This window comes from Stenotrophomonas sp. C9D9 (genome assembly GCF_056491205.1).
Genome location: NZ_JBSZIF010000004.1, coordinates 536,526 through 560,928 on the forward strand (window position 1 = coordinate 536,526; position 24,403 = coordinate 560,928).

The window sequence follows — 24,403 nt, forward strand, 5'->3', positions numbered from 1 at the left end:
CGGCCGGCGCTACCGTTCGGGTTCCGGCTCCACCGGCAGGATTGCCGCCTCACCATCTTCCGCCCCTGGCGAACGCACATCTGCAGTGCGTGCACGTGGACCGCGCGGCATGTCCAGTTCGTCTGCATGCTGCAGCCGCGCACGCACCTGCGGCAGCGACTGCGGATGCTCGCGCGCGAGGAAATCGAGCATGCGTTCGCGCACCAGGCAGCGCAGATCGAAGGCATCGCCAGAGCTGCGCGCACTGACCAGCAGGCGCACCTGGATCGCACGCTCGCTGGTCTCGGTCACCTGGGTCACGCAGACCCGGCCGTCCCACAGCGCTTCGCCACGGCAGATGCGCTCCAGCTCAGCGCGGATCGCCGCGATCGGGGCACGATAGTCCAGCCACAGAAATGCCGTGCCGAGAAGATCGGCGCTGCGCCGCGTCCAGTTCTGGAACGGGTTTTCGATGAACCAGGTCAGCGGCACCACCATGCGCCGCTCATCCCAGATACGCACCACCACGTAGCTGCTGCCGATCTCCTCGATGCGCCCCCACTCGCCCTCGACGATCACCACGTCATCCAGCCGGATCGGCTGCGTCACCGCGATCTGCAGGCCAGCGATCAGGTTGCCGAACACCGGCTTGGCGGCGATACCCGCCACCAGGCCGATCAGGCCCGCCGAGGCCAGCAGCGCGGTGCCGATCTTCTGCACCATCGGGAACGTCAGCAGTACCAGCGACGCGCCCAGCACGATGATGGCGCCCATCAGAACGCGGCTGAGCACCCGGGTCTGGGTCTGGATGCGGCGTGCCTCCAGATTGTCGGAGACATCGATGGGATGACTGCGCAGGATCGCGCGCTCACCCGCCGCCACCGCGCGCACCAGCAACCAGATGAAGCATGCGGTCAGCGCGATGTGCAGCATGTGCTGCAGATTGCCCAGCAGCGGATCCTGCAGCGGCGTGGCCTGCAATGCGGGGATCAACAGCAGCAGCGGCCATGCGGTCGCCATCGGCAGCCCGAGCACACGGCCGATGCGCGCGCGCCGGCGATCACGCCCTTTCAATCGATGGTAGATCCACAGGATCAGCCACGCGCCGATGCCGCCCACCACTACGGCCAATCCCAACGGCCATGCGTATGCCTGTGCGCTTTGCCAGTGCACCGTTGCCACCTCCACTCGAACAGCCAAGCGGACAGCCTCGCGCATGGCGCATGAGCGTCACGTCAGTCGTTCGTAAGGAGGGTGTTGCTCGGCAGGGCTTGCAGCCCTGCACCTGCTACGAGCTGGAGCAACAGCAACAGCCGAAGCAGAAGCGGGTTTCCTGTGGGATGGCGGGGTGGGTCCGATTGCGGGGGGCGCTGCAAGTCCCCCTCCGGGGCCCGGCCCAGCCGCTGGCGGCTGTGCGTTCGGGCGCTTGCGAAGCAGTGCTTCGCAAGCAAAGCGCCCTCACCCATGTAAGCTCGGTCGCCGCATCCATGCGGCTCACGCCCCCGCAACCGGACCCACCCCGCCTTTGACAGATCTGCGCGATCTGCAGTAGATCCACGCCATGCGTGGATGAATCTCCATCGGAATCGACTATTTCGAATGGGAATCGAAAAGCATCCACGCATGGCGTGGATCTACCGTGTCGACCAAGGTCGACACCTACCAACAGCCGCCGGAATCTGTCAGAGGTGGGGCGGTGTCGGAGTGCGGGGTGTCAGCCGCATGGATGCGGCTGCCAAGCCCCCAGGGACGGGTTCACGGCGTCCCCGCACTCCGACACCGCCCCACCAAACCACGGAATGCCGCTGCAGCTTTTGACGTTGCCGTTGATTGCAGCAGGTGCAGGGCTGCAAGCCCTGCCGAAAACCCCTTACCGCACTTGTTCCTGCTTGCGCACGATCGCCATCGCGATCTCCAGCGACTGCTCGTAGTTCAACCGTGGGTCCACCGTCGAACGATACGCGCGCTCCAGGTCACGCTCGGTCAGTTCGCGCGCACCACCGGTGCATTCGGTGACATCCTCGCCCGTAAGTTCCAGGTGCACACCGCCCAGTCGCGTGCCTGCGGCCGCATGCAGATCGAACGACATCTCCACTTCGCCACGCACGTTGTCGAAGCGGCGCGTCTTGAAGCCATTGGCGGTGCTTTCGGTATTGCCATGCATCGCGTCGCACACCCACAGCACGCGACGGCCATCGCGCTTGACCGCGTCCAGCAGCGGCGGCAGCTTCTCGGCAATCTGCGCTGCACCCATGCGGTGGATGAAGCTCAATCGGCCCGGCTCGTCATGCGGGTTGAGCACATCGATCAGGCGCAGCAGCTGGTCCGGCGTCACCGACGGGCCCACCTTGATCGCAATCGGGTTGCGCACGCCACGCAGGTATTCCACGTGCGCGCCATCGAGCGCAGCCGTGCGCATGCCGATCCACGGGTAGTGCGTGCTCAGGTTCAACCAGCCCTGCTGGCGCGGCACCTGCCGGGTCAGCGCCTGCTCGTAGGGCAGCAGCAGCGCTTCATGCGAGGTGTAGAAGTCGATGCGGTTGAGGTTGTGCACGCGGGCCCCGGCCAGGGTTTCCATGAAGTGCACCGCATCACCGATCGACGCCACCATCTTCTGGTACTCGGCGGCCAGCGGCGAATGCCGCACCCACTCCAGGTTCCAGTACTCCGGATGGTGCAGGTCGGCGAAGCCGCCATCGATCAGCGCACGCACGAAGTTCATGGTCATCGCCGAATGTGCATGCGCCTGCAGCATCCGCTTCGGGTCGGGCAGGCGCGCCGCCTCGGTGAACGCCGGCGCATTGATCACATCGCCGCGGTAGCTGGGCAGGGTCACGCCGTCGCGGGTCTCGGTATCGGCCGAACGCGGCTTGGCGTACTGGCCGGCAAAGCGCCCAACGCGGATCACTGGCTGGCGCAGGCCGTGCACCAGCACCAGGCTCATCTGCAGCAGCACTTTCAACCGGTTGGAAATGGTGCCCGATTCGCAGTCGCTGAAGTTCTCGGCGCAATCGCCGCCCTGCAGCAGGAAGCGCTTGCCTTCCTGGGCCTCGGCCAGCTGCTGCTTCAGCGCCAGGATTTCCCACGACGTGACCAGCGGCGGCAGCCGCTTCAGCTCGTGCAGGGCGGCGTCCAGCGCCACCGGGTCCGGGTAGGTCGGCATCTGCAGCGCGGTCTTGCCACGCCAGCTCTCCGGCGACCAGGCAGCGCCAGCGGCGGTCGCGGCAGGATCGGGGACAGGCGAAACGGCGGACAGGCTCATTGCAGACTTCCGGGGGTGGGGGACGATCATGGTCGCAGAGCCGACCGCTGTCGCAAAGGGCCGGGCGCCGTCTACACATGACTGAACGCCGGGGAAAGCGCATCGCGATCGGCCACAAACCGCATGGCCACGGCCGCCCGGACAGGCGCATGATTCGCCACGCATTGTTACGAAGTAACACTCCATCCCCACTGGCCCCTTCCACAGCCCATCCGCCATGAAGCCTTCCCTGCTCGCTACCGGCATCACCTTCGCCCTGACCCTTGCCAGCCTGCCCTCCCCCGCCGCGGCTGCCGATGCCGCCCCGGTGAAGGACCTCGACACGGTCACCGTCAGCGCCCAGCTCGACCAGGCCCGCAACGCGCTGTCGCCGGACATCGGCAGCAGCCAGTACCAGATCACCGCCGAGGACATCCAGAAGCAGCCGCTGGGTGCCTCTGCGCCGCTCAGCCAGGTACTGCTGCAGGCACCCGGCGTGGTCCAGGATTCCTATGGCGGCGTGCACGTGCGCGGCGACCACGCCAATCTGCAGTACCGCATCAACGGCGTGTTGCTGCCCGAATCGATCTCCGGCTTCGGCCAGACCCTGGACGCCCGCACCATCAAGAGCATCCGCCTGATGGATGGCGCACTGCCGGCGCAGTTCGGCGAGCGCACCGCGGCGGTGGTCGACATCACCACGCGCAGTGGTGCCGAGCTCGGCAATGGCGGCAGCGCCGGGCTGACCGCAGGCTCGTTCGGCAAGATCAATCCGAATGCCTCGTGGTGGGGCAACCAGGGACGCTGGAGCTGGTTCCTGACCGGCAACTACGACCAGAACGAGGTCGGCCTGGAGAATCCGACCAGTTCGCGCAAGCCGCTGCACGACGACACCCACCAGGGCAAGGCCTTCGCCGACCTGACCTACCTGGTCAACGAGAACACCCGCCTGAGCGTGTTCGCCGGCTTCGCCAACAACCGCTTCCAGATCCCGGTCAACCCAGGGCAGACCCCGCAGTTCGGTTACCTGGACACCACCACCTTCGACTCCAGCCAGCTGGATGAAACCCAGCGCGAAACCACCCGCTTCGGCATGCTGGTGCTGCAGGGCACGCTGGGCAGCACCGCCTACCAGCTGTCCGCCGGGCAGCGCTACAGCGACGTAGCGTTCAACCCGGATGTCATCGGCGATCTGGTGTTCAGTGGCGTCGCCTCGCAGGTCCAGCGCAGCAACCGCGCCAACACCCTGCAGGCCGACTTCTCCACCCCACTGGGCAACGACCACACATTGCGCTACGGCCTGTACGGCAACTACGAGAACGCGCGGGCCAGCAACAGCAGCTGGGTGTTCCCGGTCGATGACGCCGGCCAGCAGTCCAGCACCACGCCGCTGCTGATTCCCGACCGCAGCGCCTTCCATGCCAGCACGCTGGCGTTGTACGTGCAGGATGAATGGAAGATCGGCGACGACTGGACCGTGAACTACGGCCTGCGTGGTGATCGCTACAAGGCCTTCGGCCACACCGAGGGCCAGCTCAGCCCGCGCGTGGGCGTGGTCTGGAATGCGAGCAACAGCACCACCGTGCATGCCGGCTATTCGCGTTACTTCACGCCACCGGCCAGTGAGCTGATCGCCAGCAGCGATATCGCCCTGTATGACGGCACCACCAACCAGCAGCCCAGCGGCGGCAACAACGTACCGCTGGCCGAACGCAGCGACTACTACGACATTGGCGTCTCGCAGCAGCTGGGTGAACACCTGACCCTGGGCCTGGACGCGTACGACCGCCGCGTCGCGCGCCTGCAGGACGAAGGCCAGTTCGGCGCCGCCTACATCTACTCGACGTTCAACTACCGCCGCGGCCATATCCGTGGCCTGGAGTTCAGTGCCGACTACAGCAACGGTCCGTTCAGCGCCTACTTCAACACGGCGTACAACAAGGCCATCGGCACCCAGGTCATCACCGGCCAGTACAACCTCGATCCGGACGCGCTGGCCTATGTGGCCGACCACTGGATCCACCTGGACCACGACCAGAAGCTGACGTCGTCGGGAGGCTTCAGCTACGCCTTCGCCGGGCACAACCGGATCGGCGCCAACTACGTGTTCGGCAGCGGCCTGCGTTCGGATATCGAGGGCGTGCCCAACGGCGGTGAGCTGCCGTCCTACCTGCAGGTGAACCTCAGCGCCGGGCACGACTTCAACGCCGACAGCGGACATCCGCTGCACGTGCAGCTGGCGGTGATCAACGCGCTGGACCGCAGCTACCAGCTGCGTGACGGTGGCGGTGTTGGCGTGTTCGCGCCGCAGTGGGGGCCGCGCCGTGGCGCCTATCTGAGCCTGCAGCAGGATTTCTGAGGAGACAGGGGTCGGATCCCTTTCCGCAGGAAAGGGCTCTGCCCCCGCACCGGGAATGGGGTCAGAGCCCTCTGCGATGCAAAGGGATCCGACCCCGTTTCGCTCTCAGCGCTTGACCTTGCGCAGCGACACCACCAACGCCCACAGCGCCAGCAGCACGAACCACACGCCCGACCACATCGGCATGGTCAGGCCCAGGAACGTCCAGTCGATGTTGCCGCAGTTGCCGGTACCCGTCAGCACCGTGCGGAACACTTCCAGCGGCCCCATGGTCTCGCGCAGGAAGCTCAGCGGCGGGCCGCAGGTCGCGCCCATCTCCGGCGGCAGCATCTGCACGTAGACGTGGCGCGCAGCAATGCCAACGCCCACTGCGGCGGCAATGAAGGCCAGCACGCCGTAGGTCGCGCGGCCGGGGCGGTTGGACGGCCCATGCAACGCACCGATCAGGAACAGCAGGCCCAGCGCAGCGAATGCCAGGCGCTGGAAGATGCACAGCGGGCACGGCTCCAGGCCCATCTTCAGCTGCAGGAAGATCGCGTAGCCGAGCAGGCCCGCGCAGATCAGGAAGCCCAGGAAGAACTGGGCGCGGAAGGGCCAGCGCAGTGGATTCATCGTCAACGCTCGAATGGATCAAGGCGCCAAGCGTAACCGAGAGTGCGCGCCATTCGAACCGCCACAGGTGACGCCTGTCGGAACGGTGCGGGTCAGAGCCCTGTCCTGCGGAAAGGGATCCGACCCCGAAAACGCAAAAGCCCGGCAGAGGCCGGGCTTTCGCTGTGTCGCGTTGGAGCGGTCCGATTACTCGGCCACTTCCTCGGCCACGACCGGACGGTCAACCAGCTCGACGTAGGCCATCGGCGCGTTGTCGCCGGCGCGGAAGCCGCACTTCAGCAGGCGCAGGTAGCCGCCCGGACGGTTCGCGTAGCGCGGGCCCAGGATGGTGAACAGGTTGCCCACGGCTTCGTTGTCGCGCAGGCGGGCGAAGGCCAGACGGCGGTTGGCGACGGAGTCGACCTTGGCCAGGGTGATCAGCGGCTCGGCAACGCGGCGCAGTTCCTTGGCCTTCGGCAGGGTGGTCTTGATCAGCTCGTGCTTGAACAGCGAGGCGGCCATGTTCTTGAACATCGCTTCGCGGTGGGCGCTGGTACGGCTGAACTTACGGCCAGACTTCTGGTGACGCATGGTGATATTCCTTGGTTAATGATGAGGCTGTGCGGATCGTTGTCGCCATCCTGGCGTTGCTGCGCGGACTGCGGATGGTCCTGGCCGTCCGTCCTGGACGACCTGCCCCGCGAACCTGCGGTTCGTCGTGGCATGGTGTGGTGCGTTGAAGGCCCCACCGCGAACGGTGGAGCCTTCAGGCATTACCGATATCAGCCCAGCATGCCGTGGCTGGCGACGCCGGCCGGCGGCCAGTTCTCCAGCTTCATGCCGAGCGACAGGCCGCGCTGAGCCAGCACTTCCTTGATCTCGGTGAGCGACTTCTTGCCCAGGTTCGGGGTCTTCAGCAGCTCCACTTCGGTCTTCTGGATCAGATCGCCGATGTAGTAGATGCTTTCAGCCTTCAGGCAGTTGGCCGAACGCACGGTCAGCTCCAGATCGTCGATCGGGCGCAGCAGCACCGGATCCACGCCGTTGTTGGCCGGCTTGGCCGCACCGCGGTCACGGTGGGTGAAGTCACCGAACACCGACAGCTGGTCGCTGAGGATGTCGGCGGCGGTGCGCACGGCTTCCTCGGCGTCGATGGTGCCGTTGGTCTCGATATCGATGACCAGCTTGTCCAGGTCGGTACGCTGTTCGACGCGGGCCGCTTCCACGGCATAGGCGACGCGGCGGACCGGCGAGAACGAGGCATCCAGGACCAGGCGGCCGATGGCACGGGTTTCTTCGTCCGGACGACGACGCGCGGCAGCCGGCTGGTAGCCGAAACCACGTTCGATCTTCAGACGCATGTTGATCGCCGTATCCTTGGTCAGGTGGCAGATCACATGGTCGCCGTTCAGGATCTCCACATTGTGGTCGACCTTGATGTCGGCAGCGGTGACAACGCCCGGGCCCTGCTTGGACAGGGACAGCGTGGCGCTGTCGCCGGAGTGCATACGGATTGCCACGTCCTTCAGGTTCAGCAGGACTTCGAGCACGTCCTCCTGCAGACCTTCGACCGTGGTGTACTCATGCAACACGCCGTCGATTTCGACTTCCGTGATGGCGAAGCCCGGGATGGACGACAGCAGCACGCGACGCAGGGCATTACCCAGCGTATGCCCGTAACCCCGCTCCAAAGGTTCGATAACGACCTTTGCACGGGTGTCGGTAAGGCGTTCGATCTGCGGACCGCGAGGACGCAGAACCTGGTTGGCGGTAACCGTCATGTTGCGGGTTCTCCTAGTGAACCCCCGGCCGTCGCCGGGGGCTCTCCAATGATGAATTACTTCGAATACAGCTCGACGATCAGCGCTTCGTTGATGTCCGCAGGCAGATCCGAACGATCCGGAACAGCCTTGAAGATGCCGGTGAACTTGCCGGAATCCACTTCAACCCACGACGGGCTCAGGTCATGCTGGGCGGCGACGGTCAGGGCTTCCTGGACGCGCAGCTGCTTGGCAGCCTTTTCGGACAGGGCGATGGCGTCGCCAGCCTTGACCTGGTACGAAGCCAGGTTGACCGACTTGCCATTCACGGTGACGCCGCGGTGCGACACCAGCTGACGGGCAGCCGGACGGGTCACGGCGAAGCCCATGCGGTAGACGACGTTGTCCAGGCGGGTTTCCAGCAGCTGCAGCAGGTTCTCGCCGGTGTTGCCCTTCTTGGTCGAGGCCTTCTTGTAGTAGTTGCGGAACTGACGCTCCAGCAGGCCGTAGATACGCTTGACCTTCTGCTTTTCACGCAGCTGGGTGGCGTAGTCGGACAGCTTGCCCTTGCGGGCAGTGGCGCCGTGCTGGCCGGGCTTCTGCTCCAGCTTGCACTTCGAGTCCAGCGCACGCGCCGGGCTCTTCAGGGACAGGTCGGCGCCTTCGCGACGGGCGAGCTTACAGGTAGGACCGATATAACGAGCCATTTCTTATCGCTCCCTTTAGACGCGACGCTTCTTCGGCGGACGGCACCCGTTGTGCGGGATAGGCGTCACGTCGATGATGTTGGTGATCTTGTAGCCGACGTTGTTCAACGAACGCACGGCCGACTCACGGCCCGGACCCGGGCCCTTGATGCGGACTTCCAGCGACTTCACGCCGTAGTCCAGCGCAGCACGACCGGCCTTTTCAGCAGCCACCTGGGCAGCGAACGGGGTCGACTTGCGCGAACCGCGGAAGCCAGCGCCACCGGAGGTCGCCCACGACAGAGCGTTGCCCTGGCGGTCGGTGATGGTGACGATGGTGTTGTTGAACGAAGCGTGGACGTGGGCAACGCCGTCGGTGACGACGCGCTTGATCTTCTTCTTGGTCTTAGCAGCGGGCTTAGCCATTTCTCAGTCCCTTACTTCTTGATCGCCTTGCGCGGACCCTTGCGGGTGCGGGCGTTGGTACGGGTGCGCTGGCCACGCAGCGGGAGGCCACGACGGTGACGCAGGCCGCGGTAGCAGCCCAGGTCCATCAGGCGCTTGATCGCGATACCGATTTCACGGCGCAGATCGCCTTCCACGATGTACTTGCCGACTTCGGCGCGCAGGCGCTCGATTTCCGGCTCCGACAGATCGCGGATCTTGGTGGTCGAAGCAACGCCTGCGACTTCGCAGACCTTCTTCGAACGGGTACGGCCGATGCCGTAAATGCTTTGCAACCCGACCCAGACGTGCTTCTGGGCTGGCAGGTTGACGCCTGCAATACGCGCCATGACGCGGTTCTCCAGCTGAGTGATGGCCGACAGCGCGCCTCGGGCACGCCAATCCGGCAGGATGGATCAAAAAAGTGAACTAGCGATACTAACAAGGTTCCGGTTTACATGGAAGCCCGTGAAACCATTGGTTTCATGAACCCGGCCTGGGGAGTGTGCCCAGGCTCCGGCGCCGGATGGGGTTGGACCTGGAGTTTCCCCCGGGGCCGCCCGCGCTACTCCAGCGCGGGACCACCTCATCACACCCCCACCCGGAACCGCTGCGGGGGCCGCCCTTCGTTTGTGTGGCCGGAGTCCGCGAAGCGGAGGGACCATCACGTCAGGAAGACGAAAGTATAACAGGCCTATCAGCCGCGGGCAAAACCGCCGCGGTTGCCACCCTTCAGGTTGGCCTTCTTCAGCAGGCTCTCGTACTGGTGGGACATCAGGTGCGCTTGCACCTGGGCGATGAAGTCCATCACCACCACCACCACGATCAGCAGCGACGTACCACCGAAGTAGAACGAGGCGTTCAGCTGCGTGCGCATCAGTTCCGGCAGCAGGCAGACGATCACCAGGTACGCCGAGCCAGCCGCGGTCAGGCGGGTCAGCACGCCGTCGATGTAGTCGGCGGTGGCCTTGCCCGGACGGATGCCTGGAATCAGCGCGCCGGACTTCTTCAGGTTGTCGGCGGTTTCCTGCGAGTTGAACACCAGCGCGGTATAGAAGAACGCGAAACCGGTGATCAGCGCAGCGAACACGATCATGTGCAGCGGCTCGCCCGGGCCTAGGGCGTTGGCGACCTTCTGCAGGACCTGGCCGAAGCTGCTCTGGTTGGCGGCCTGGCCGGACCACATGGCCAGGGTGGCCGGGAAGGCCAGCAGGCTCGAGGCAAAGATCGCCGGGATGACGCCGGCCATGTTGAGCTTCAGCGGCAGGAACGAGGTCTGGTTCATGTACGCGTTGCGACCGCCCTGGCGGCGCGCGTAATTCACCGTGATCCGGCGCTGGCCACGCTCGACGAACACCACGAAGAAGGTGAAGGCGAGCACGACGATGGCGATCAGCAGCAGCTGGATGAACTGGATGTTGCCGTCGCGGTAGGCGTCGAAGGTGTGGATGACCGCACCCGGCAGGCCCGCAACGATACCGGCGAAGATGATCAGCGACACGCCGTTGCCGATGCCGCGCTCGGTGACCTGCTCACCGACCCACATCAGGAACATGGTGCCGGCGGTCAGTGCGACCACGGCGGTGAGCACGAAGCCCATGCCCGGCGCATACACGACCGGAGCGCCCGACGGCGAGACCTGGCCCTGCAGGGCCAGTGCGATCGAGCCGCCCTGCACCACCGCCAGCAGCACGGCGCCGATGCGCGAATACTGGGTGATCTTGCGGCGACCGGACTCACCTTCCTTCTGCATCGCCTTCAGGGCGGGGAAGATGTGCACGGCCAGCTGCATCACGATCGATGCCGAGATGTACGGCATCACGTTCAGCGCGAAGATGCTGAAACGGTGCAGGGCGCCGCCCGAGAACATGTTGAACATGTCCACGATGCCGCCGCCCTGCGTTTGCATCATGGCAAGCATGGCATCGGGATTGACGCCCGGCACCGGCACGTAGCAGCCGATGCGATAGACGATCAAAGCCCCGACGACGAACAGCAAACGTTGGCGAAGTTCAGTGAACTTGCCCATTCCGCCCGCGAGGTTACCGATGCCAGCTTGCGCCATGATTTTCTTACTCCGTTACGCTGCCGCCGGCAGCTTCGATCGCGGCCTTGGCACCAGCCGTGGCAGCAATACCCTTCAGGGTGAACGCCTTGGTCACTTCGCCCTTGACGACGACCTTGGCCTTCTTTGCGGTGCTCGGGACCAGCTTGGCAGCACGCAGGGCGGCGAAGTCGATCTCACCGGCCGGCAGCTTGTCCAGCGCGTACAGCAGCACTTCAGCGGTATCCTTGGCGATCGGCGAACGGAAGCCGATCTTCGGCAGACGACGCTGCATGGGGGTCTGGCCGCCTTCGAAGCCAGCCTTGATCTTGCCGCCACCCTTACGGGCGAACGAACCCTTGTGGCCGCGGCCGGCAGTCTTGCCCAGGCCCGAGCCGATACCGCGACCGACGCGGGTGCGCTCGGTGCGGGCGCCCGGTGCCGGGCTCAGTTCATTGAGACGCAGAGTCATGGTCGATTACTCCTCAACCTGGACGAGGTACTGAACCTTGTTGATCAGGCCGCGTACCTGCGGGCTGTCCTTCAGTTCACGCACATCGTTGAGCTTGTTCAGGCCCAGGGCACGCACCGACAGGCGGTGACGCGACTGGGTACCACGCAGGCCACGCACCAGGCGGACCTTCACAGTCTTGTTGGACTCATTAACCATGGTTGAGTTCCTCCACCTTCTTGCCGCGCTTGGCCGCGATGCGAGCCGGCGACTGCGCAGCAGACAGGCCCTTCACGGTGGCACGCACCAGGTTGATCGGGTTGCGCGAACCGGTGGCCTTGGCCAGCACGTTCTTCACGCCAACGGCTTCCAGCACGGCGCGCATGGCACCGCCGGCGATCACGCCGGTACCTTCCGAAGCCGGCTGCATGAACACGCGGGCTGCGCCGTGACCATCCTTGATGGTGTGCCACAGGGTGCCGTTGTTCAGGTCAACGCTGACCAGGTTCTTGCGGGCCTGCTCCATCGACTTCTGGATGGCAACCGGCACTTCGCGGGCCTTGCCATAACCGAAACCGACCTTGCCTTCGCCGTCGCCGACAACGGTCAGGGCGGTGAAGGTGAACTGGCGGCCACCCTTGACGGTCTTGCTGACGCGATTGACCGCGACCAGCTTTTCGATCATGCCGTCGTCGATCTTCTCTTCGCGGTTACGGTCGCGATCGCGACCCCGCTGCTGACGCTCTTCTGCCATGTTGATTCCTTGGTTGTTTGGGTATGTACGGCTCGGGGCCGCTTATGGTTGTGGAGTGACGCGTCGTTCCGGTGGACCGCTGCAGAAGAGCGGCGCCGTCCAGCCTCACTCAGGCTGGCGAGCAGGCGGGCAGGAGGCCATCAGCCCCCTGCCCTTATCCCTTAGAACTGCAGGCCGGCTTCGCGGGCGGCTTCTGCCAGGGCCTTGATGCGGCCGTGGTAGCGGTAACCCGAACGATCGAAGGCAACCTTCTCGACGCCGGCGGCCTTGGCGCGCTCAGCGACGATGCGGCCAACCTTGGCAGCGGCATCGGCGTTCTTGCCGTTCTTCAGGCCTTCCATGACGTCGGTCTGGGTGGTGTTGGCAGCAGCCAGCACCTTGGAACCGTCGGCGGTGAAGACCTGGGCGTACAGGTGCTGGCCGGTGCGCAGCACCGACAGGCGGGCGACGCCGAGCTCACGGATGTGGGCGCGGGTCGACTTGGCGCGACGCAGGCGGGCGATGTTCTTGTTCATGATGTTTTTCCCTTGAAAGCGGAAGCGCCTATTAGGCCTTCTTGGCTTCCTTACGGATGATGACTTCGTCGGAGTACTTCACGCCCTTGCCCTTGTACGGCTCCGGCTTGCGGAACGCACGGATCTTGGCGGCAACTTCACCGACGACCTGCTTGTCAGCGCCCTGGACCAGGATCTCGGTCTGGGTCGGGGTGGTGATGGTGATGCCTTCCGGCGCCACGAACACGACCGGGTGCGAGAAACCGAGCGACAGGCTCAGGTCCTTGCCCTGCATGGCAGCACGGTAACCCACGCCGACCAGTTCCAGCTTGCGCTCGAAGCCTTCGGACACGCCCTTGACCATGTTGGCCAGGATCGCACGCACGGTACCGGTCAGCGCGACCAGGTCGGCGCTCTCGGTGCTCAGGGTGGCAACGCCGCTGTCGACGTTGATGGCAATACCGGCCGGCTTGACCAGCGACAGGGTGCCCTTCGGGCCCTTGACGGTGATGCTTTCCGACTGGACGTTCAGTTCGACCTTACCCAGGGTGATGGGCTTCTTGGCTACGCGGGACATAGTTCTACTCCTTTCGCCTTAGGCCACGAAGCACAGGACTTCGCCGCCGACGCCCAGCTGGCGCGCCTGCGCATCAGTCATGATGCCCTTGGAGGTGGAAATGATGGAGATACCCAGGCCATTCATGACCTTCGGCAGCTCGCTCTTGCCGCGGTACTGGCGCAGGCCCGAACGCGAGAAGCGCTTCAGGGTCGCGATGACCGGCTTGCCTTCGAAATACTTCAGCACGATTTCCAGCTCGGACTTGTTGTTTTCCAGCTGGGTCACGCGCAGGTCGGTGATGTAACCCTCGTCCTTCAGGACCTGGGCGATCGCAACCTTGATCTTGGACGACGGGGCTTTCACCGTCTGCTTGCCAACCGCGGCCGCATTCTTGATGCGGACCAGCAGGTCGGCGATGGGATCAGTCATGCTCATATGAGTACCTTTGAGTGCACCGATATCCGCTTTCGCGAAAATCTGTTGTCTCCTGGAAACGGGCCAGGTCCCTTGATGCAGCGGGCCAGAAGCCCACTCCCACAACCCCGTCTGCACAGGGCAAGACGCGGGAGTATACGCCAAAAGAGCCCGACTTGCGTCGGGCTCTTCGGGTTTTTTCACAGAAAGGAAGCTGAACGCCTCCCCTCCCCGGTTCAGCGGCCCCCGCAGGGGCTGCTGATCGCAGGGCCGACTGGGATTACCAGCTGGCCTTGCGCAGACCCGGGACGTCGCCACGCATGGTGGCTTCGCGCAGCTTGTTACGGCCCAGGCCGAACTTGCTGTAGACGCCACGCGGACGACCCGACAGCTCGCAACGGTTGCGCTGGCGGCTCGGCGACGAATCGCGCGGCAGCTTGGCCAGCTTGGTTGCGGCGTCGATCTTCTCTTCGTAGGTCGCATCCACGGAGGACACGATCTTCTTCAGAGCCGCACGCTTCTCAGCGTACTTCTTGGCCAGCTTTTCCCGCTTGATGTCGCGGTTGACCATGGAGGTCTTTGCCATTTCGGTTTCCTCGACAGATCAGTTACGGAACGGGAACTTGAACGCTGCCAGCAGCGCCTTCGCTTCCGCGTCGGTCTTCGCAGTGGTGGTGATGGCGATATCCATACCGCGGATCGCGTCGACGGCGTCGAAGTCGATTTCCGGGAAGATGATCTGTTCCTTCACACCCATGTTGAAGTTGCCGCGGCCGTCGAAGGAACGACCGGAAACACCACGGAAGTCGCGCACGCGCGGCAGCGAGATGTTGATCAGACGATCCAGGAACTCGTACATCTTGTGGCGACGCAGCGTGGTCTTGCAGCCGATCGGCCAACCATCACGGATCTTGAACGACGCAACCGAGATACGCGACTTGGTGACAACCGGCTTCTGGCCGGAAATCTTGGTCATGTCCGCGACGGCATTTTCCAGGATCTTCTTGTTGGTGGCAGCCTCGCCGACACCCATGTTCAGGGTGACCTTGACGAGCTTCGGTACTTCCATCGGATTGGTGTAGCCGAACTGCTTCATCAGCGCCGGCACCACTTCTTCCTTGTAGATCTTTTCGAGACGGGAAGTCATCTTCACATTCCTCAGGCGTCGAGCGCCTCACCGCTGGAGCGGAACACACGCAGTTTGCGTCCATCCTCCAGCACCTTGAAGCCAACGCGTTCGCCCTTGCCCGAAGCCGGGTTCAGCACGTTCACGTTGGAGATATGGATCGAAGCTTCGCGCTCGACCACGCCGCCGGCAACACCTGCCTGCGGGTTCGGCTTGGTGTGGCGCTTGACGATGTTCACGTTGGCGACGACCACACGGTCGCCGTCGACGCGGACGACTTCGCCCTGCTTGCCCTTGTCCTTGCCAGCGTTGACGACAACCTGGTCGCCCTTCTTGATACGGTTAGCCATGATTATCTCCTGTCGCTCACAGCACTTCGGGAGCGAGCGAGACGATCTTCATGAACTTCTCCGAACGAAGTTCACGGGTCACCGGCCCGAAGATACGGGTACCGATCGGCTCCTGCTTGTTGTTCAGCAGGACGGCAGCGTTGCCGTCGAAGCGGATCAGCGAACCGTCGGCGCGACGCACACCCTTGCGGGTACGCACCACGACGGCGTCATACACTTCACCCTTCTTGACCTTGCCGCGCGGAATCGCATCCTTCACGGTGACCTTGATGATGTCGCCGATGCCGGCGTAACGGCGCTTGGAACCACCCAGCACCTTGAAGCACATCACCTGCTTGGCACCCGAATTGTCCGCGACGTCAAGGTAGCTCTGCATCTGGATCATGATTCAGACTCCTTATTCAGCCGCACGCGTGATGACTTCCACCACGCGCCAGTTCTTGGTCTTGGACATCGGAGCAATCTCGGTCACGCGGACGACATCGCCTTCCTTGCAGGCGTTGTCGGCATCGTGGGCGTGCAGCTTCGTCGAGCGCTTGATGTACTTGCCGTACAGCGCGTGCTTGACCTGACGCTCAACCAGGACGGTAACCGTCTTGTCCATCTTGTTGCTGACGACACGGCCTTCGACCGTGCGCAGCGTCTTCTTTTCAGTATTGTCGCTCATAGCGGCCATCCTTACTTCGTGCTGCCGAGCAGGGTCTTGACGCGAGCAATCTCGCGACGGACCCGGCGAATGTCGTGGGTCTTCGGCAGCTGGCCGGTGACCTGCTGCATACGGACAGAGAACTGTTCCTTACGCAGGTCGATCAGGTGGGCCTTGAGTTCGTCAGCCGACTTTTCACGGAGAGTTTTGATATCCATCAGCGCACCGTACGGGTCACGAAAGTGGTGGTGACCGAGAGCTTGGCGGCGGCCAGGCGGAACGCCTCGCGAGCCACTTCCTCGGAAACACCCTCGATTTCATAGATCATGCGGCCGGGCTGGATCTGGGCCACCCAGTATTCCACGTTACCCTTACCAGAACCCATTCGGACTTCGATGGGCTTCTTGGTGATGGGCTTGTCGGGGAACACGCGGATCCACATCTTGCCGCCGCGCTTGACGTAGCGGCTGATCGAGCGGCGGGCCGCTTCGATCTGACGCGCGGTCAGCTGACCGTGTGCGGTTGCCTTCAGGCCGTATTCGCCGAAGCTGACAGCGTTGGCGCTCCAGCTCAGGCCATCGTTACGGCCCTTGTGTACCTTGCGGTACTTGGTTCGCTTGGGTTGCAACATTGTCGTTACCTCGCTTCACGGGCCGGGCGCTGACGGTCACCACGGTCGCCGCGATCGTGACGATCGTTGCGCGACGGGGTGTCGTCCTGCTTTTCCTGGCCAACCTGGGAGAAATCGAAGACCTCGCCCTTGTAGATCCAGACCTTGATGCCGATGATGCCGTAGGTCGTCTTGGCTTCAGCGAAGCCATAGTCGATGTCGGCACGCAGGGTGTGCAGCGGCACGCGGCCTTCGCGGTACCACTCCGAACGGGCGATTTCTGCACCGTTGAGGCGGCCACCGACGTTGACCTTGATACCCAGGGCACCCAGGCGCATCGCGTTGCCGACCGAGCGCTTCATTGCACGGCGGAACATGATGCGACGCTCCAGCTGCTGGGCGATCGACTCGGCAACGAGCTGCGCGTCCAGTTCCGGCTTGCGCACTTCGGTGACGTTGATGTGCGCCGGGACGCCCATCATCTCGCTCACTTCCTTGCGCAGCTTCTCGATGTCCTCACCGCGCTTGCCGATCACCACGCCCGGACGGGCGGTGGATCGTCACGCGAGCGGTCTTGGCCGGACGCTCGATCAGGATCTTGCTGATGCCGGCCTGGGCCAGCTTCTTGCGCAGCATTTCGCGCACTTTCAGGTCGGCTGCCAGGTAACCGGCGAACTCGGCCTTGTTGGCGTACCACTTGGAGTTCCAGTCCTTGGAAATGCCGAGGCGGATACCAATCGGATGAACTTTATGACCCATGGTCTTTTCCTTATCCGCTTACTTGGCGGCGCCCACAACCACAGTGATGTGGCTGGTGCGCTTGAGGATGCGGGTACCGCGGCCTTTCGCCCGCGCCATGAAACGCTTCAGGGTCGGACCTTCATCAACCATGATGGTCTGAACCTTCAGCTCGTCGACGTCGGCGCCCTGGTTGTTCTCGGCGTTGGCAATTGCCGACTCCACCACCTTCTTGATCAGGTGGGCAGCCTTCTTGTCCGAGAACTTCAGCAGGTTGACCGCACGTTCGGCCGGCAGACCGCGCACCTGGTCAGCGACCAGACGAGCCTTCTGCGGGGAGATGCGCGCAGTGCGCAGGATGGCTTTCGCTTCCATTGTCATCTCTCCTTACTTGCCCGACTTCTTGTCACCACCGTGACCCTTGAAGGTCCGGGTGATGGCAAATTCGCCGAGCTTGTGGCCGACCATGTTCTCGTTGACGAGAACCGGGATGTGGTTCTTGCCGTTATGCACGGCAATGGTGATGCCTACCATGTCAGGCAGGATCATCGAACGGCGCGACCAGGTCTTGATCGGCTTCTTGCTGCCCGCAGCGGCCTCCACCTTCTTGACGAGGTGGTGATCGACGAACGGGCCCTTCTTGAGTGAACGTGCCATGGTCGATTAGCCCCTACGATCGCGGACGATGAACTGCTGAGTGCGCTTGTTATGGCGCGTCTTGTAACCCTTGGTCGGAACACCCCACGGGGTGACCGGATGCGGGTTACCCTGGCCGGCCTTGGCCTCACCACCACCGTGCGGGTGGTCAACCGGGTTCATGGCAGCACCACGAACGGTCGGGCGGACGCCGCGCCAACGCTTGGCACCGGCCTTGCCCAGCTTTTCCAGGCTGTGCTCGTCGTTGCCGACTTCGCCGATGGTGGCGCAGCACTCGACCGGAACCTTACGCATTTCACCCGAGCGCAGGCGCAGGGTGGCGTAGATGCCTTCGCGAGCCACCAGCTGCACGGCCGCACCGGCGGCGCGAGCGATCTGAGCGCCCTTGCCCGGCTTCAGTTCGATGCAGTGGATGGTGGTGCCGACCGGGATGTTGCGCAGCGGCAGGGTGTTGCCGGCCTTGATCGGGGCGTCCGAACCAGCGATCACCTGATCACCGGCCTTCAGACCCTTCGGGGCGATGATGTAGCGACGCTCACCGTCGACGTAGCACAGCAGGGCGATGTGGGCGGTGCGGTTCGGATCGTATTCGATGCGTTCCACGCGCGCCGGAATGCCCAGCTTGTTGCGCTTGAAGTCGATGATGCGGTAGTGCTGCTTGGCACCACCACCGACGTGACGCACGGTGATGCGGCCATGGTGGTTACGACCACCCGAGCGGCTCTGCGACTCGACCAGTGCGGCGTGCGGAGCACCCTTGTGCAGGTCGGGGGTGACCACGCGCACGGCCGAACGGCGGCCGGGGGAGGTGGGCTTGAATTTCATCAATGGCATGGGATGTACCTCAGGCCTTGGCCGTTACATCGATCGACTGGCCGTCGGCCAGGCGAACGTACGCCTTGCGCCAATCGCCGCGGCGGCCAGCACGGTTACGGAAGGACTTGTTCTTGCCCTTGACGTTGACCACGTTGACGGCTTCGACCTTGACGTCGAACAGCTGCTCAACCGCGGCCTTTACATCGGCCTTGGTGGCTTCGTTCGAAACTTCGAAGACATACTGATTGGAGAGTTCCTGCAGGCGCGCGGTCTTTTCGGAGACACGCGGGGCACGCAGCACGCTGAAGATTTTTTCGTTGCTGTTCATGCCAGCCACTCCTCGACCTTCTTGACCGCGTCAGCGGTGATGACGACCGTGTCGGCACCAACCAGCGAAACCGGATCCAGACCCTGGACGTCACGCACCTGCACGTACGGCAGATTGCGGGCGGACAGGTACAGGTGCTCGGACGCTTCTTCGGTGACGATCAGCGGGCGCTTGCCCACTTCCAGGCCGGCCAGCTTGGCGATCAGACCCTTCGTGTTGGTCACTTCGACATCGAAGGACTCCACGATGGTCAGACGGCCCTGACGGTTCAGCTCGGACAGGATCGCGCACATAGCGGCACGGTACTGCTTACGATTGACCTTCTGCTCGAAGCTGCGCGGCTTGGCCGCGAAGGTGACACCGCCGCCGACGAAGATCGGAGCCGTCAGTGCGCCATGACGCGCGCCGCCGCCCTTCTGCTTCTTCGACTTCTTGGTGGTACCAGCCACTTCGGAGCGAGTCTTCTGTGCCTTGGTGCCGGCGCGACCGGCGTTGCGGTAGGCAACGACGACCTGGTGGACCAGATCTTCGCTGAAATCGCGACCGAACACGGCGTCGGAGACCGAGACCTTGTTGTTGCTACCCGTGATAACGAGTTCCATCGTCATCTCTCCTTATGCCTTGCTCGCCGGACGGACGATCACGTCGCCACCCGCCGCGCCCGGAACGGCGCCGCGAACGGCGATCGACCGCGCTCGACGTCGACCTTGACCACTTCCAGGTTCTGGGTGCTCTGCTGCACCGCGCCCATGTGGCCCGACATCTTCTTGCCCGGGAAAACGCGACCCGGGGTCTGGCGCTGACCCAGCGAACCCGGCGCGCGATGCGACAGCGAGTTACCGTGGGTTGCATCGCCCATACGGAAGTTGTGGCGCTTGATGGTGCCCTGGAAGCCCTTACCCTTGGTGACACCCTGGACGTCGACGATCTGGCCGACTTCGAAGATGTCCGCCTTGACTTCGCCGCCAACGGCGAAATCGCCGAGCTGCGCGTCTTCAACGCGGAATTCCCACAGGCCACGACCCGCTTCCACCTTCGCCTTGGCGAAGTGGCCGGCTTCCGGCTTGTTGACCAGGGCAGCGCGACGCGCGCCGACGGTCACCTGCACGGCGCTGTAGCCGTCGGTTTCGACGGTCTTGATCTGCGCGATGCGGTTCGGGGTTGCTTCGATCAGGGTCACCGGGATGGAGCGGCCATCTTCAGTGAACACGCGGCTCATGCCAGCCTTGCGGCCCACGAAGCCCAACGAATACTTCTTCGTCATGGTCGTAGTCCTCAGGTCAGCTTGATCTGAACGTCGACGCCGGCAGCCAGTTCGAGCTTCATCAGCGCGTCCACGGTCTTGTCATTCGGGTCAACGATATCGAGCACGCGCTTGTGCGTGCGGGTCTCGTACTGGTCACGCGCGTCCTTGTCGACGTGCGGGGAGACGAGAACGGTGTAACGCTCGATCTTGGTCGGCAGCGGGATCGGGCCACGCACTTGCGCGCCGGTCCGCTTTGCCGTTTCAACGATCTCGCTGGCCGAACGGTCGATCAGACGATGATCGAACGCTTTCAGCCGGATCCGGATCTTTTGGTCCGCCATGGCGGTAGGTTCCTTCGTTAAAAGAGCGACAGACAAAGCCTCTGGGTTGCTTTGCCCCATGAAATTCCTGAATACGGACGGCCCGCACTCCTGCAGGCCGACAAGGTCACTCCATAGACCTCAAAAACGTAGGCAGACCAGTTTCCCGGCCTGCCCAGACGTAGAAGCATAATGGCACGCAAGGCAGCTGTCAACAGTCGCCTGTTGACGCCGCCTGAATGGCATTGACCCTTCCTGGTCCGGGGAACACAAGGCACGTCCTGTGCCTGCTTTCCCATTTGATACGCCCCGATGCCCTACCCAGGCAACATCGGGGCGCAGATACTACCAGATTACTCGATGATCTTCGAGACCACGCCGGCGCCGACGGTACGGCCGCCTTCGCGGATGGCGAAGCGCAGGCCTTCGTCCATGGCCACCGGGTTGATCAGGGTGACGACCATCTTGACGTTGTCACCCGGCATCACCATTTCGACGCCTTCCGGCAGTGCAGCGGCGCCGGTGATGTCGGTGGTGCGGAAGTAGAACTGCGGACGGTAGCCGTTGAAGAACGGGGTGTGACGGCCGCCCTCGTCCTTCGACAGGACGTAGACTTCGCCTTCGAACTTGGTGTGCGGCTTGATCGTGCCCGGCTTGGCCAGCACCTGGCCACGCTCGACGTCGTCACGCTTGGTGCCGCGCAGCAGCAGGCCAGCGTTGTCGCCTGCCTGACCCTGGTCCAGCAGCTTGCGGAACATTTCAACGCCGGTGACGGTGGTCTTCTGCACCGGACGGATGCCGACGATTTCGATTTCGTCGCCAACCTTGATCACGCCGCGCTCGATACGACCGGTCACCACGGTGCCGCGGCCCGAGATCGAGAACACGTCTTCCACCGGCATCAGGAACGGCTTGTCGATCGCACGCTCCGGCTCCGGAATCCAGCTGTCCAGCGCGTCGACCAGCTTCAGGATGGCCGGCACGCCGATGTCGCTCTGGTCGCCTTCCAGCGCCAGGCGGGCCGAACCGGCGATGATCGGGGTGTCGTCGCCCGGGAACTCGTACTTGCTCAGCAGTTCGCGCACTTCCATCTCGACCAGCTCGAGCAGCTCGGCGTCGTCGACCATGTCAGCCTTGTTCAGGAACACGACGATGTACGGCACGCCGACCTGGCGCGACAGCAGGATGTGTTCACGGGTCTGCGGCATCGGGCCGTCAGCGGCCGAGCACACCAGGATCGCGCCGTCCATCTGGGCGGCACCGGTGATCATGTTCTTGACGTAGTCAGCGTGGCCCGGGCAATCGACGTGGGCGTAGTGACGGATCGGGGATTCGTATTCGACGTGCGCGGTCGAGATCGTGATACCACGCGCCTTTTCTTCCGGCGCGGCGTCGATCGAGGAGTAATCCTTGAACTCGCCACCGAAGCGCTCGGCACCGATCTTGGTCAGTGCGGCGGTCAGCGTGGTCTTGCCGTGGTCGACGTGACCGATGGTGCCGACGTTGACGTGCGGCTTGGTGCGCTCGAACTTACCCTTTGCCATTGTTCTATACCTTGATTGTTCGTAAGTGGTTTCAAGAGAGGCTGAGCGAGGCTCAGCCCTTCTTCATGACGGCTTCGGCGATGTTGGTCGGAGCCGGCTCGTAGTGATCGAATTCCATGGTGAAGGTGGCGCGGCCCTGGGTCTGCGAACGCAGCGCAGTGGCGTAGCCGAACATTTCACCCAGCGGGATCATCGCGTTGATGATGCTGGCCGAACCGTCACCGGTGGTGTCGGAACCCTGCAGCACGCCGCGACGACGGCTGACGTCGCCCATCACGTCACCCTGGTAATCCTCCGGGGTCACGATCTCGACCTTCATGATCGGCTCCAGCAGCACCGGCTTGGCCTTGGCGAAGCCCTGCTTGAAGGCCATCGACGAAGCCAGCTTGAACGCCATTTCCGAGGAGTCGACGTCGTGGTACGAACCGAACACCAGCTTCACCTTGACGTCCACGACCGGGAAGCCAGCCAGCGGACCGCTGGTGATGGTTTCGCGCAGGCCCTTTTCAACCGACGGAATGAATTCCTTCGGGATCACGCCGCCGGTGATGTCGTTGATGAACAGGAAGTCGTCCTTGATGGCCGGAGCCAGCTTCGGATCGGCACGGTCGGCAGCGGTGATCGGCGACAGCTCGATCACGACGTGACCGTACTGACCCTTACCACCGGACTGCTTGGCGTGCTTGTAGTCCGACTTGACGTCAGCCAGGGTGATGGTTTCGCGGTAGGCCACCTGCGGCGCGCCGACGTTGGCTTCAACGTTGAACTCGCGCTTCAGGCGGTCGACGATGATGTCCAGGTGCAGCTCGCCCATGCCCGAGATGATGGTCTGGCCGGATTCTTCGTCGGTCTTGACGCGGAACGACGGATCTTCCTGCGCCAGGCGACCCAGGGCCAGACCCATCTTTTCCTGGTCCGACTTGGTCTTCGGCTCGACGGCCATCGAGATCACCGGCTCCGGGAACGTCATGCGCTCCAGGATGATCGGGGCGTCCACGGCGCACAGGGTGTCACCGGTGGTGGTGTCCTTCAGGCCCACCGCCGCGGCGATGTCACCGGCCAGAACTTCCTTGATTTCCTCGCGGTTGTTCGAGTGCATCTGCAGGATGCGGCCGATGCGCTCCTTCTTGCCCTTCACCGAGTTCAGCACGGTGTCGCCACCGTTCAGGTATCCGAGTAGACACGGAAGAAGGTCAGCGCGCCGACGAACGGGTCGGTGATGATCTTGAAGGCCAGCGACGAGAACGGAGCCTTGTCGTCCGACTTGCGGGTCATTTCGACGGTGTCGTCGTCAACGTCCACGCCCTTCACGTCCGGCACGTCGACCGGCGACGGCAGCAGCTGGATCACGCCATCCAGCATGGCCTGCACGCCCTTGTTCTTGAAGGCCGAGCCGCAGTACATCGGCACGATCTCGGTGGCCAGGGTGCGGGTACGCAGCGCGCTGATGATTTCGGCCTCGGCCAGCTCTTCGCCGCCCAGGTACTTTTCCATCAGTTCTTCGCTGGCTTCAGCAGCGGTCTCGACCATGAACTGACGAGCCTCTTCGGCAGCCGCCTGCAGTTCGGCCGGGATGTCGCTGTACTCGAACTTCATGCCCTGCGAAGCCTCATCCCAATGGATGGCCTTCATCTTCAGCAGGTCGACAACGCCCTTGAAGTTGTCTTCAGCGCCGATCGGCAGCTGCATCGGCACGGCAACGGCGCCCAGCTTGGCCTTCAGCTGGCCGACGACCTTCTGGAAGTTGGCACCGGTGCGGTCCATCTTGTTGACGAACGCGATGCGCGGCACGTGGTACTTGTTGGCCTGGCGCCACACGGTTTCCGACTGCGGCTGCACGCCACCGACGGCGCACAGGACGAAGACGGCACCGTCGAGCACGCGCAGCGAGCGCTCCACTTCGATGGTGAAGTCGACGTGCCCGGGGGTGTCGATGATGTTGAAGCGGTGCTCCGGCAGGGACTTGTCCATGCCCTTCCAGAACGCGGTGGTGGCAGCGGACTGGATCGTGATGCCACGCTCCTGCTCCTGCTCCATCCAGTCCATGGTGGCGGCGCCGTCGTGCACTTCACCGATCTTGTGGCTCTTGCCGGTGTAGAACAGGATGCGCTCGGACGTGGTGGTCTTGCCGGCATCGATGTGAGCCATGATGCCGAAGTTGCGGTAACGCTCGATGGGAGTGGAACGGGCCACGGGAGCCTCTCAGATTTCTTGGATTTCGGATGGCCGAACGCCGCCTTTCGGCG

At 63.6% G+C, this 24,403-nt stretch carries 30 protein-coding genes and 3 pseudogenes; 1 reads left to right on the forward strand and 32 read right to left on the reverse strand.

The window, feature by feature from the left end; all coding sequences use genetic code 11:
- Positions 1-9: 9 nt before the first annotated feature.
- On the reverse strand, positions 10-1,197 hold the full coding sequence (locus tag ACXI0D_RS07930; RefSeq protein WP_233490836.1) for a mechanosensitive ion channel family protein: 1,188 nt from the start codon (positions 1,195-1,197) through the stop codon (positions 10-12).
- A 652-nt stretch (positions 1,198-1,849) separates the two neighbouring features.
- Positions 1,850-3,241, reverse strand: coding sequence for a class II 3-deoxy-7-phosphoheptulonate synthase (locus tag ACXI0D_RS07935; RefSeq protein ID WP_088024554.1), 1,392 nt, complete (start codon positions 3,239-3,241; stop codon positions 1,850-1,852).
- A 217-nt stretch (positions 3,242-3,458) separates the two neighbouring features.
- Between ACXI0D_RS07935 and ACXI0D_RS07940 the strand changes: the two genes are divergently transcribed.
- Positions 3,459-5,579, forward strand: coding sequence for a TonB-dependent receptor (locus ACXI0D_RS07940; RefSeq protein ID WP_479642465.1), 2,121 nt, complete (start codon positions 3,459-3,461; stop codon positions 5,577-5,579).
- A 105-nt stretch (positions 5,580-5,684) separates the two neighbouring features.
- On the opposite strand, the gene ACXI0D_RS07945 is transcribed toward ACXI0D_RS07940, so the two are convergent.
- The 30 genes and pseudogenes from ACXI0D_RS07945 to fusA form a co-directional block, all read right to left on the reverse strand.
- Positions 5,685-6,191 (reverse strand): disulfide bond formation protein B, encoded by a 507-nt coding sequence (locus ACXI0D_RS07945; protein WP_005415421.1) that lies wholly within the window; start codon positions 6,189-6,191, stop codon positions 5,685-5,687.
- 186 nt (positions 6,192-6,377) lie between these two features.
- Complete coding sequence (gene rplQ / locus ACXI0D_RS07950; RefSeq protein ID WP_005408217.1) at positions 6,378-6,761, reverse strand: 50S ribosomal protein L17; 384 nt, start codon at positions 6,759-6,761, stop codon at positions 6,378-6,380.
- 191 nt (positions 6,762-6,952) lie between these two features.
- Positions 6,953-7,951, reverse strand: coding sequence for a DNA-directed RNA polymerase subunit alpha (locus ACXI0D_RS07955; protein WP_005408216.1), 999 nt, complete (start codon positions 7,949-7,951; stop codon positions 6,953-6,955).
- 56 nt (positions 7,952-8,007) lie between these two features.
- A complete protein-coding gene (gene rpsD, locus ACXI0D_RS07960; RefSeq protein ID WP_004145446.1) occupies positions 8,008-8,637 on the reverse strand; it encodes a 30S ribosomal protein S4 in 630 nt (209 codons plus the stop codon).
- Positions 8,638-8,652: 15 nt separating this feature from the next.
- Positions 8,653-9,042, reverse strand: a complete 390-nt coding sequence (rpsK, locus tag ACXI0D_RS07965) for a 30S ribosomal protein S11 (RefSeq protein WP_004145443.1) — start codon at positions 9,040-9,042, stop codon at positions 8,653-8,655.
- Positions 9,043-9,053: 11 nt separating this feature from the next.
- Positions 9,054-9,410 (reverse strand): 30S ribosomal protein S13, encoded by a 357-nt coding sequence (gene rpsM / locus ACXI0D_RS07970; protein ID WP_004154500.1) that lies wholly within the window; start codon positions 9,408-9,410, stop codon positions 9,054-9,056.
- A 347-nt stretch (positions 9,411-9,757) separates the two neighbouring features.
- A complete protein-coding gene (gene secY / locus ACXI0D_RS07975; RefSeq protein WP_101764976.1) occupies positions 9,758-11,125 on the reverse strand; it encodes a preprotein translocase subunit SecY in 1,368 nt (455 codons plus the stop codon).
- 7 nt (positions 11,126-11,132) lie between these two features.
- Entirely contained in the window at positions 11,133-11,576 is a 444-nt protein-coding gene (gene rplO, locus ACXI0D_RS07980; RefSeq protein WP_004154498.1) for a 50S ribosomal protein L15, read from the reverse strand.
- A 6-nt stretch (positions 11,577-11,582) separates the two neighbouring features.
- Positions 11,583-11,774 carry a 50S ribosomal protein L30 gene (rpmD, locus tag ACXI0D_RS07985; RefSeq protein ID WP_479642466.1) on the reverse strand — a complete coding sequence of 64 codons (192 nt, stop codon included), beginning with the start codon at positions 11,772-11,774 and terminating at the stop codon, positions 11,583-11,585.
- Complete coding sequence (rpsE, locus tag ACXI0D_RS07990) at positions 11,767-12,309, reverse strand: 30S ribosomal protein S5 (protein WP_005408213.1); 543 nt, start codon at positions 12,307-12,309, stop codon at positions 11,767-11,769. The genes rpmD and rpsE overlap by 8 nt, the downstream gene beginning before the upstream one ends.
- A 161-nt stretch (positions 12,310-12,470) precedes the next feature.
- Positions 12,471-12,824: a 50S ribosomal protein L18 gene (gene rplR / locus ACXI0D_RS07995; protein ID WP_005408212.1), complete on the reverse strand. Its 354-nt coding sequence runs from the start codon at positions 12,822-12,824 to the stop codon at positions 12,471-12,473.
- Positions 12,825-12,855: 31 nt separating this feature from the next.
- Positions 12,856-13,380 (reverse strand): 50S ribosomal protein L6, encoded by a 525-nt coding sequence (gene rplF / locus ACXI0D_RS08000; protein ID WP_049446764.1) that lies wholly within the window; start codon positions 13,378-13,380, stop codon positions 12,856-12,858.
- A gap of 18 nt (positions 13,381-13,398) precedes the next feature.
- Positions 13,399-13,797, reverse strand: coding sequence for a 30S ribosomal protein S8 (rpsH, locus tag ACXI0D_RS08005; RefSeq protein ID WP_005408210.1), 399 nt, complete (start codon positions 13,795-13,797; stop codon positions 13,399-13,401).
- A gap of 259 nt (positions 13,798-14,056) precedes the next feature.
- Positions 14,057-14,362: a 30S ribosomal protein S14 gene (rpsN, locus tag ACXI0D_RS08010; RefSeq protein WP_005408209.1), complete on the reverse strand. Its 306-nt coding sequence runs from the start codon at positions 14,360-14,362 to the stop codon at positions 14,057-14,059.
- A gap of 18 nt (positions 14,363-14,380) precedes the next feature.
- Positions 14,381-14,923: a 50S ribosomal protein L5 gene (rplE, locus tag ACXI0D_RS08015; RefSeq protein ID WP_005415416.1), complete on the reverse strand. Its 543-nt coding sequence runs from the start codon at positions 14,921-14,923 to the stop codon at positions 14,381-14,383.
- Between the two features lie 11 nt (positions 14,924-14,934).
- On the reverse strand, positions 14,935-15,252 hold the full coding sequence (rplX, locus tag ACXI0D_RS08020; protein WP_004154490.1) for a 50S ribosomal protein L24: 318 nt from the start codon (positions 15,250-15,252) through the stop codon (positions 14,935-14,937).
- A 16-nt stretch (positions 15,253-15,268) separates the two neighbouring features.
- Complete coding sequence (rplN, locus tag ACXI0D_RS08025) at positions 15,269-15,637, reverse strand: 50S ribosomal protein L14 (protein WP_010483978.1); 369 nt, start codon at positions 15,635-15,637, stop codon at positions 15,269-15,271.
- Positions 15,638-15,649: 12 nt separating this feature from the next.
- Entirely contained in the window at positions 15,650-15,919 is a 270-nt protein-coding gene (gene rpsQ, locus ACXI0D_RS08030) for a 30S ribosomal protein S17 (protein WP_004154489.1), read from the reverse strand.
- Between the two features lie 11 nt (positions 15,920-15,930).
- On the reverse strand, positions 15,931-16,116 hold the full coding sequence (gene rpmC / locus ACXI0D_RS08035) for a 50S ribosomal protein L29 (protein ID WP_004154487.1): 186 nt from the start codon (positions 16,114-16,116) through the stop codon (positions 15,931-15,933).
- Entirely contained in the window at positions 16,116-16,529 is a 414-nt protein-coding gene (rplP, locus tag ACXI0D_RS08040; protein WP_004154486.1) for a 50S ribosomal protein L16, read from the reverse strand. The genes rpmC and rplP overlap by 1 nt, the downstream gene beginning before the upstream one ends.
- A gap of 5 nt (positions 16,530-16,534) precedes the next feature.
- Positions 16,535-17,267 (reverse strand): annotated as a pseudogene (gene rpsC, locus ACXI0D_RS08045) (30S ribosomal protein S3).
- An 18-nt stretch (positions 17,268-17,285) separates the two neighbouring features.
- Positions 17,286-17,621 carry a 50S ribosomal protein L22 gene (gene rplV, locus ACXI0D_RS08050; RefSeq protein ID WP_004145348.1) on the reverse strand — a complete coding sequence of 112 codons (336 nt, stop codon included), beginning with the start codon at positions 17,619-17,621 and terminating at the stop codon, positions 17,286-17,288.
- 12 nt (positions 17,622-17,633) lie between these two features.
- Positions 17,634-17,903: a 30S ribosomal protein S19 gene (gene rpsS, locus ACXI0D_RS08055; RefSeq protein WP_005415413.1), complete on the reverse strand. Its 270-nt coding sequence runs from the start codon at positions 17,901-17,903 to the stop codon at positions 17,634-17,636.
- 6 nt (positions 17,904-17,909) lie between these two features.
- Complete coding sequence (rplB, locus tag ACXI0D_RS08060; protein ID WP_004145339.1) at positions 17,910-18,737, reverse strand: 50S ribosomal protein L2; 828 nt, start codon at positions 18,735-18,737, stop codon at positions 17,910-17,912.
- Between the two features lie 10 nt (positions 18,738-18,747).
- On the reverse strand, positions 18,748-19,047 hold the full coding sequence (gene rplW / locus ACXI0D_RS08065; RefSeq protein ID WP_004145338.1) for a 50S ribosomal protein L23: 300 nt from the start codon (positions 19,045-19,047) through the stop codon (positions 18,748-18,750).
- Positions 19,044-19,649, reverse strand: a complete 606-nt coding sequence (gene rplD, locus ACXI0D_RS08070; protein ID WP_004145337.1) for a 50S ribosomal protein L4 — start codon at positions 19,647-19,649, stop codon at positions 19,044-19,046. Before rplD ends, rplW begins: the two co-directional genes overlap by 4 nt.
- Positions 19,650-19,661: 12 nt before the next feature.
- Positions 19,662-20,311, reverse strand: a pseudogene (gene rplC, locus ACXI0D_RS08075) (50S ribosomal protein L3).
- Between the two features lie 11 nt (positions 20,312-20,322).
- The gene (gene rpsJ / locus ACXI0D_RS08080) at positions 20,323-20,634 is read right to left on the reverse strand and encodes a 30S ribosomal protein S10 (protein WP_005408208.1); all 312 of its coding nucleotides are present in this window, start codon (positions 20,632-20,634) and stop codon (positions 20,323-20,325) included.
- 332 nt (positions 20,635-20,966) lie between these two features.
- The gene (tuf, locus tag ACXI0D_RS08085) at positions 20,967-22,157 is read right to left on the reverse strand and encodes an elongation factor Tu (protein ID WP_014036096.1); all 1,191 of its coding nucleotides are present in this window, start codon (positions 22,155-22,157) and stop codon (positions 20,967-20,969) included.
- Between the two features lie 52 nt (positions 22,158-22,209).
- Positions 22,210-24,350: pseudogene (gene fusA / locus ACXI0D_RS08090) on the reverse strand (elongation factor G).
- Positions 24,351-24,403 lie beyond the last annotated feature (53 nt).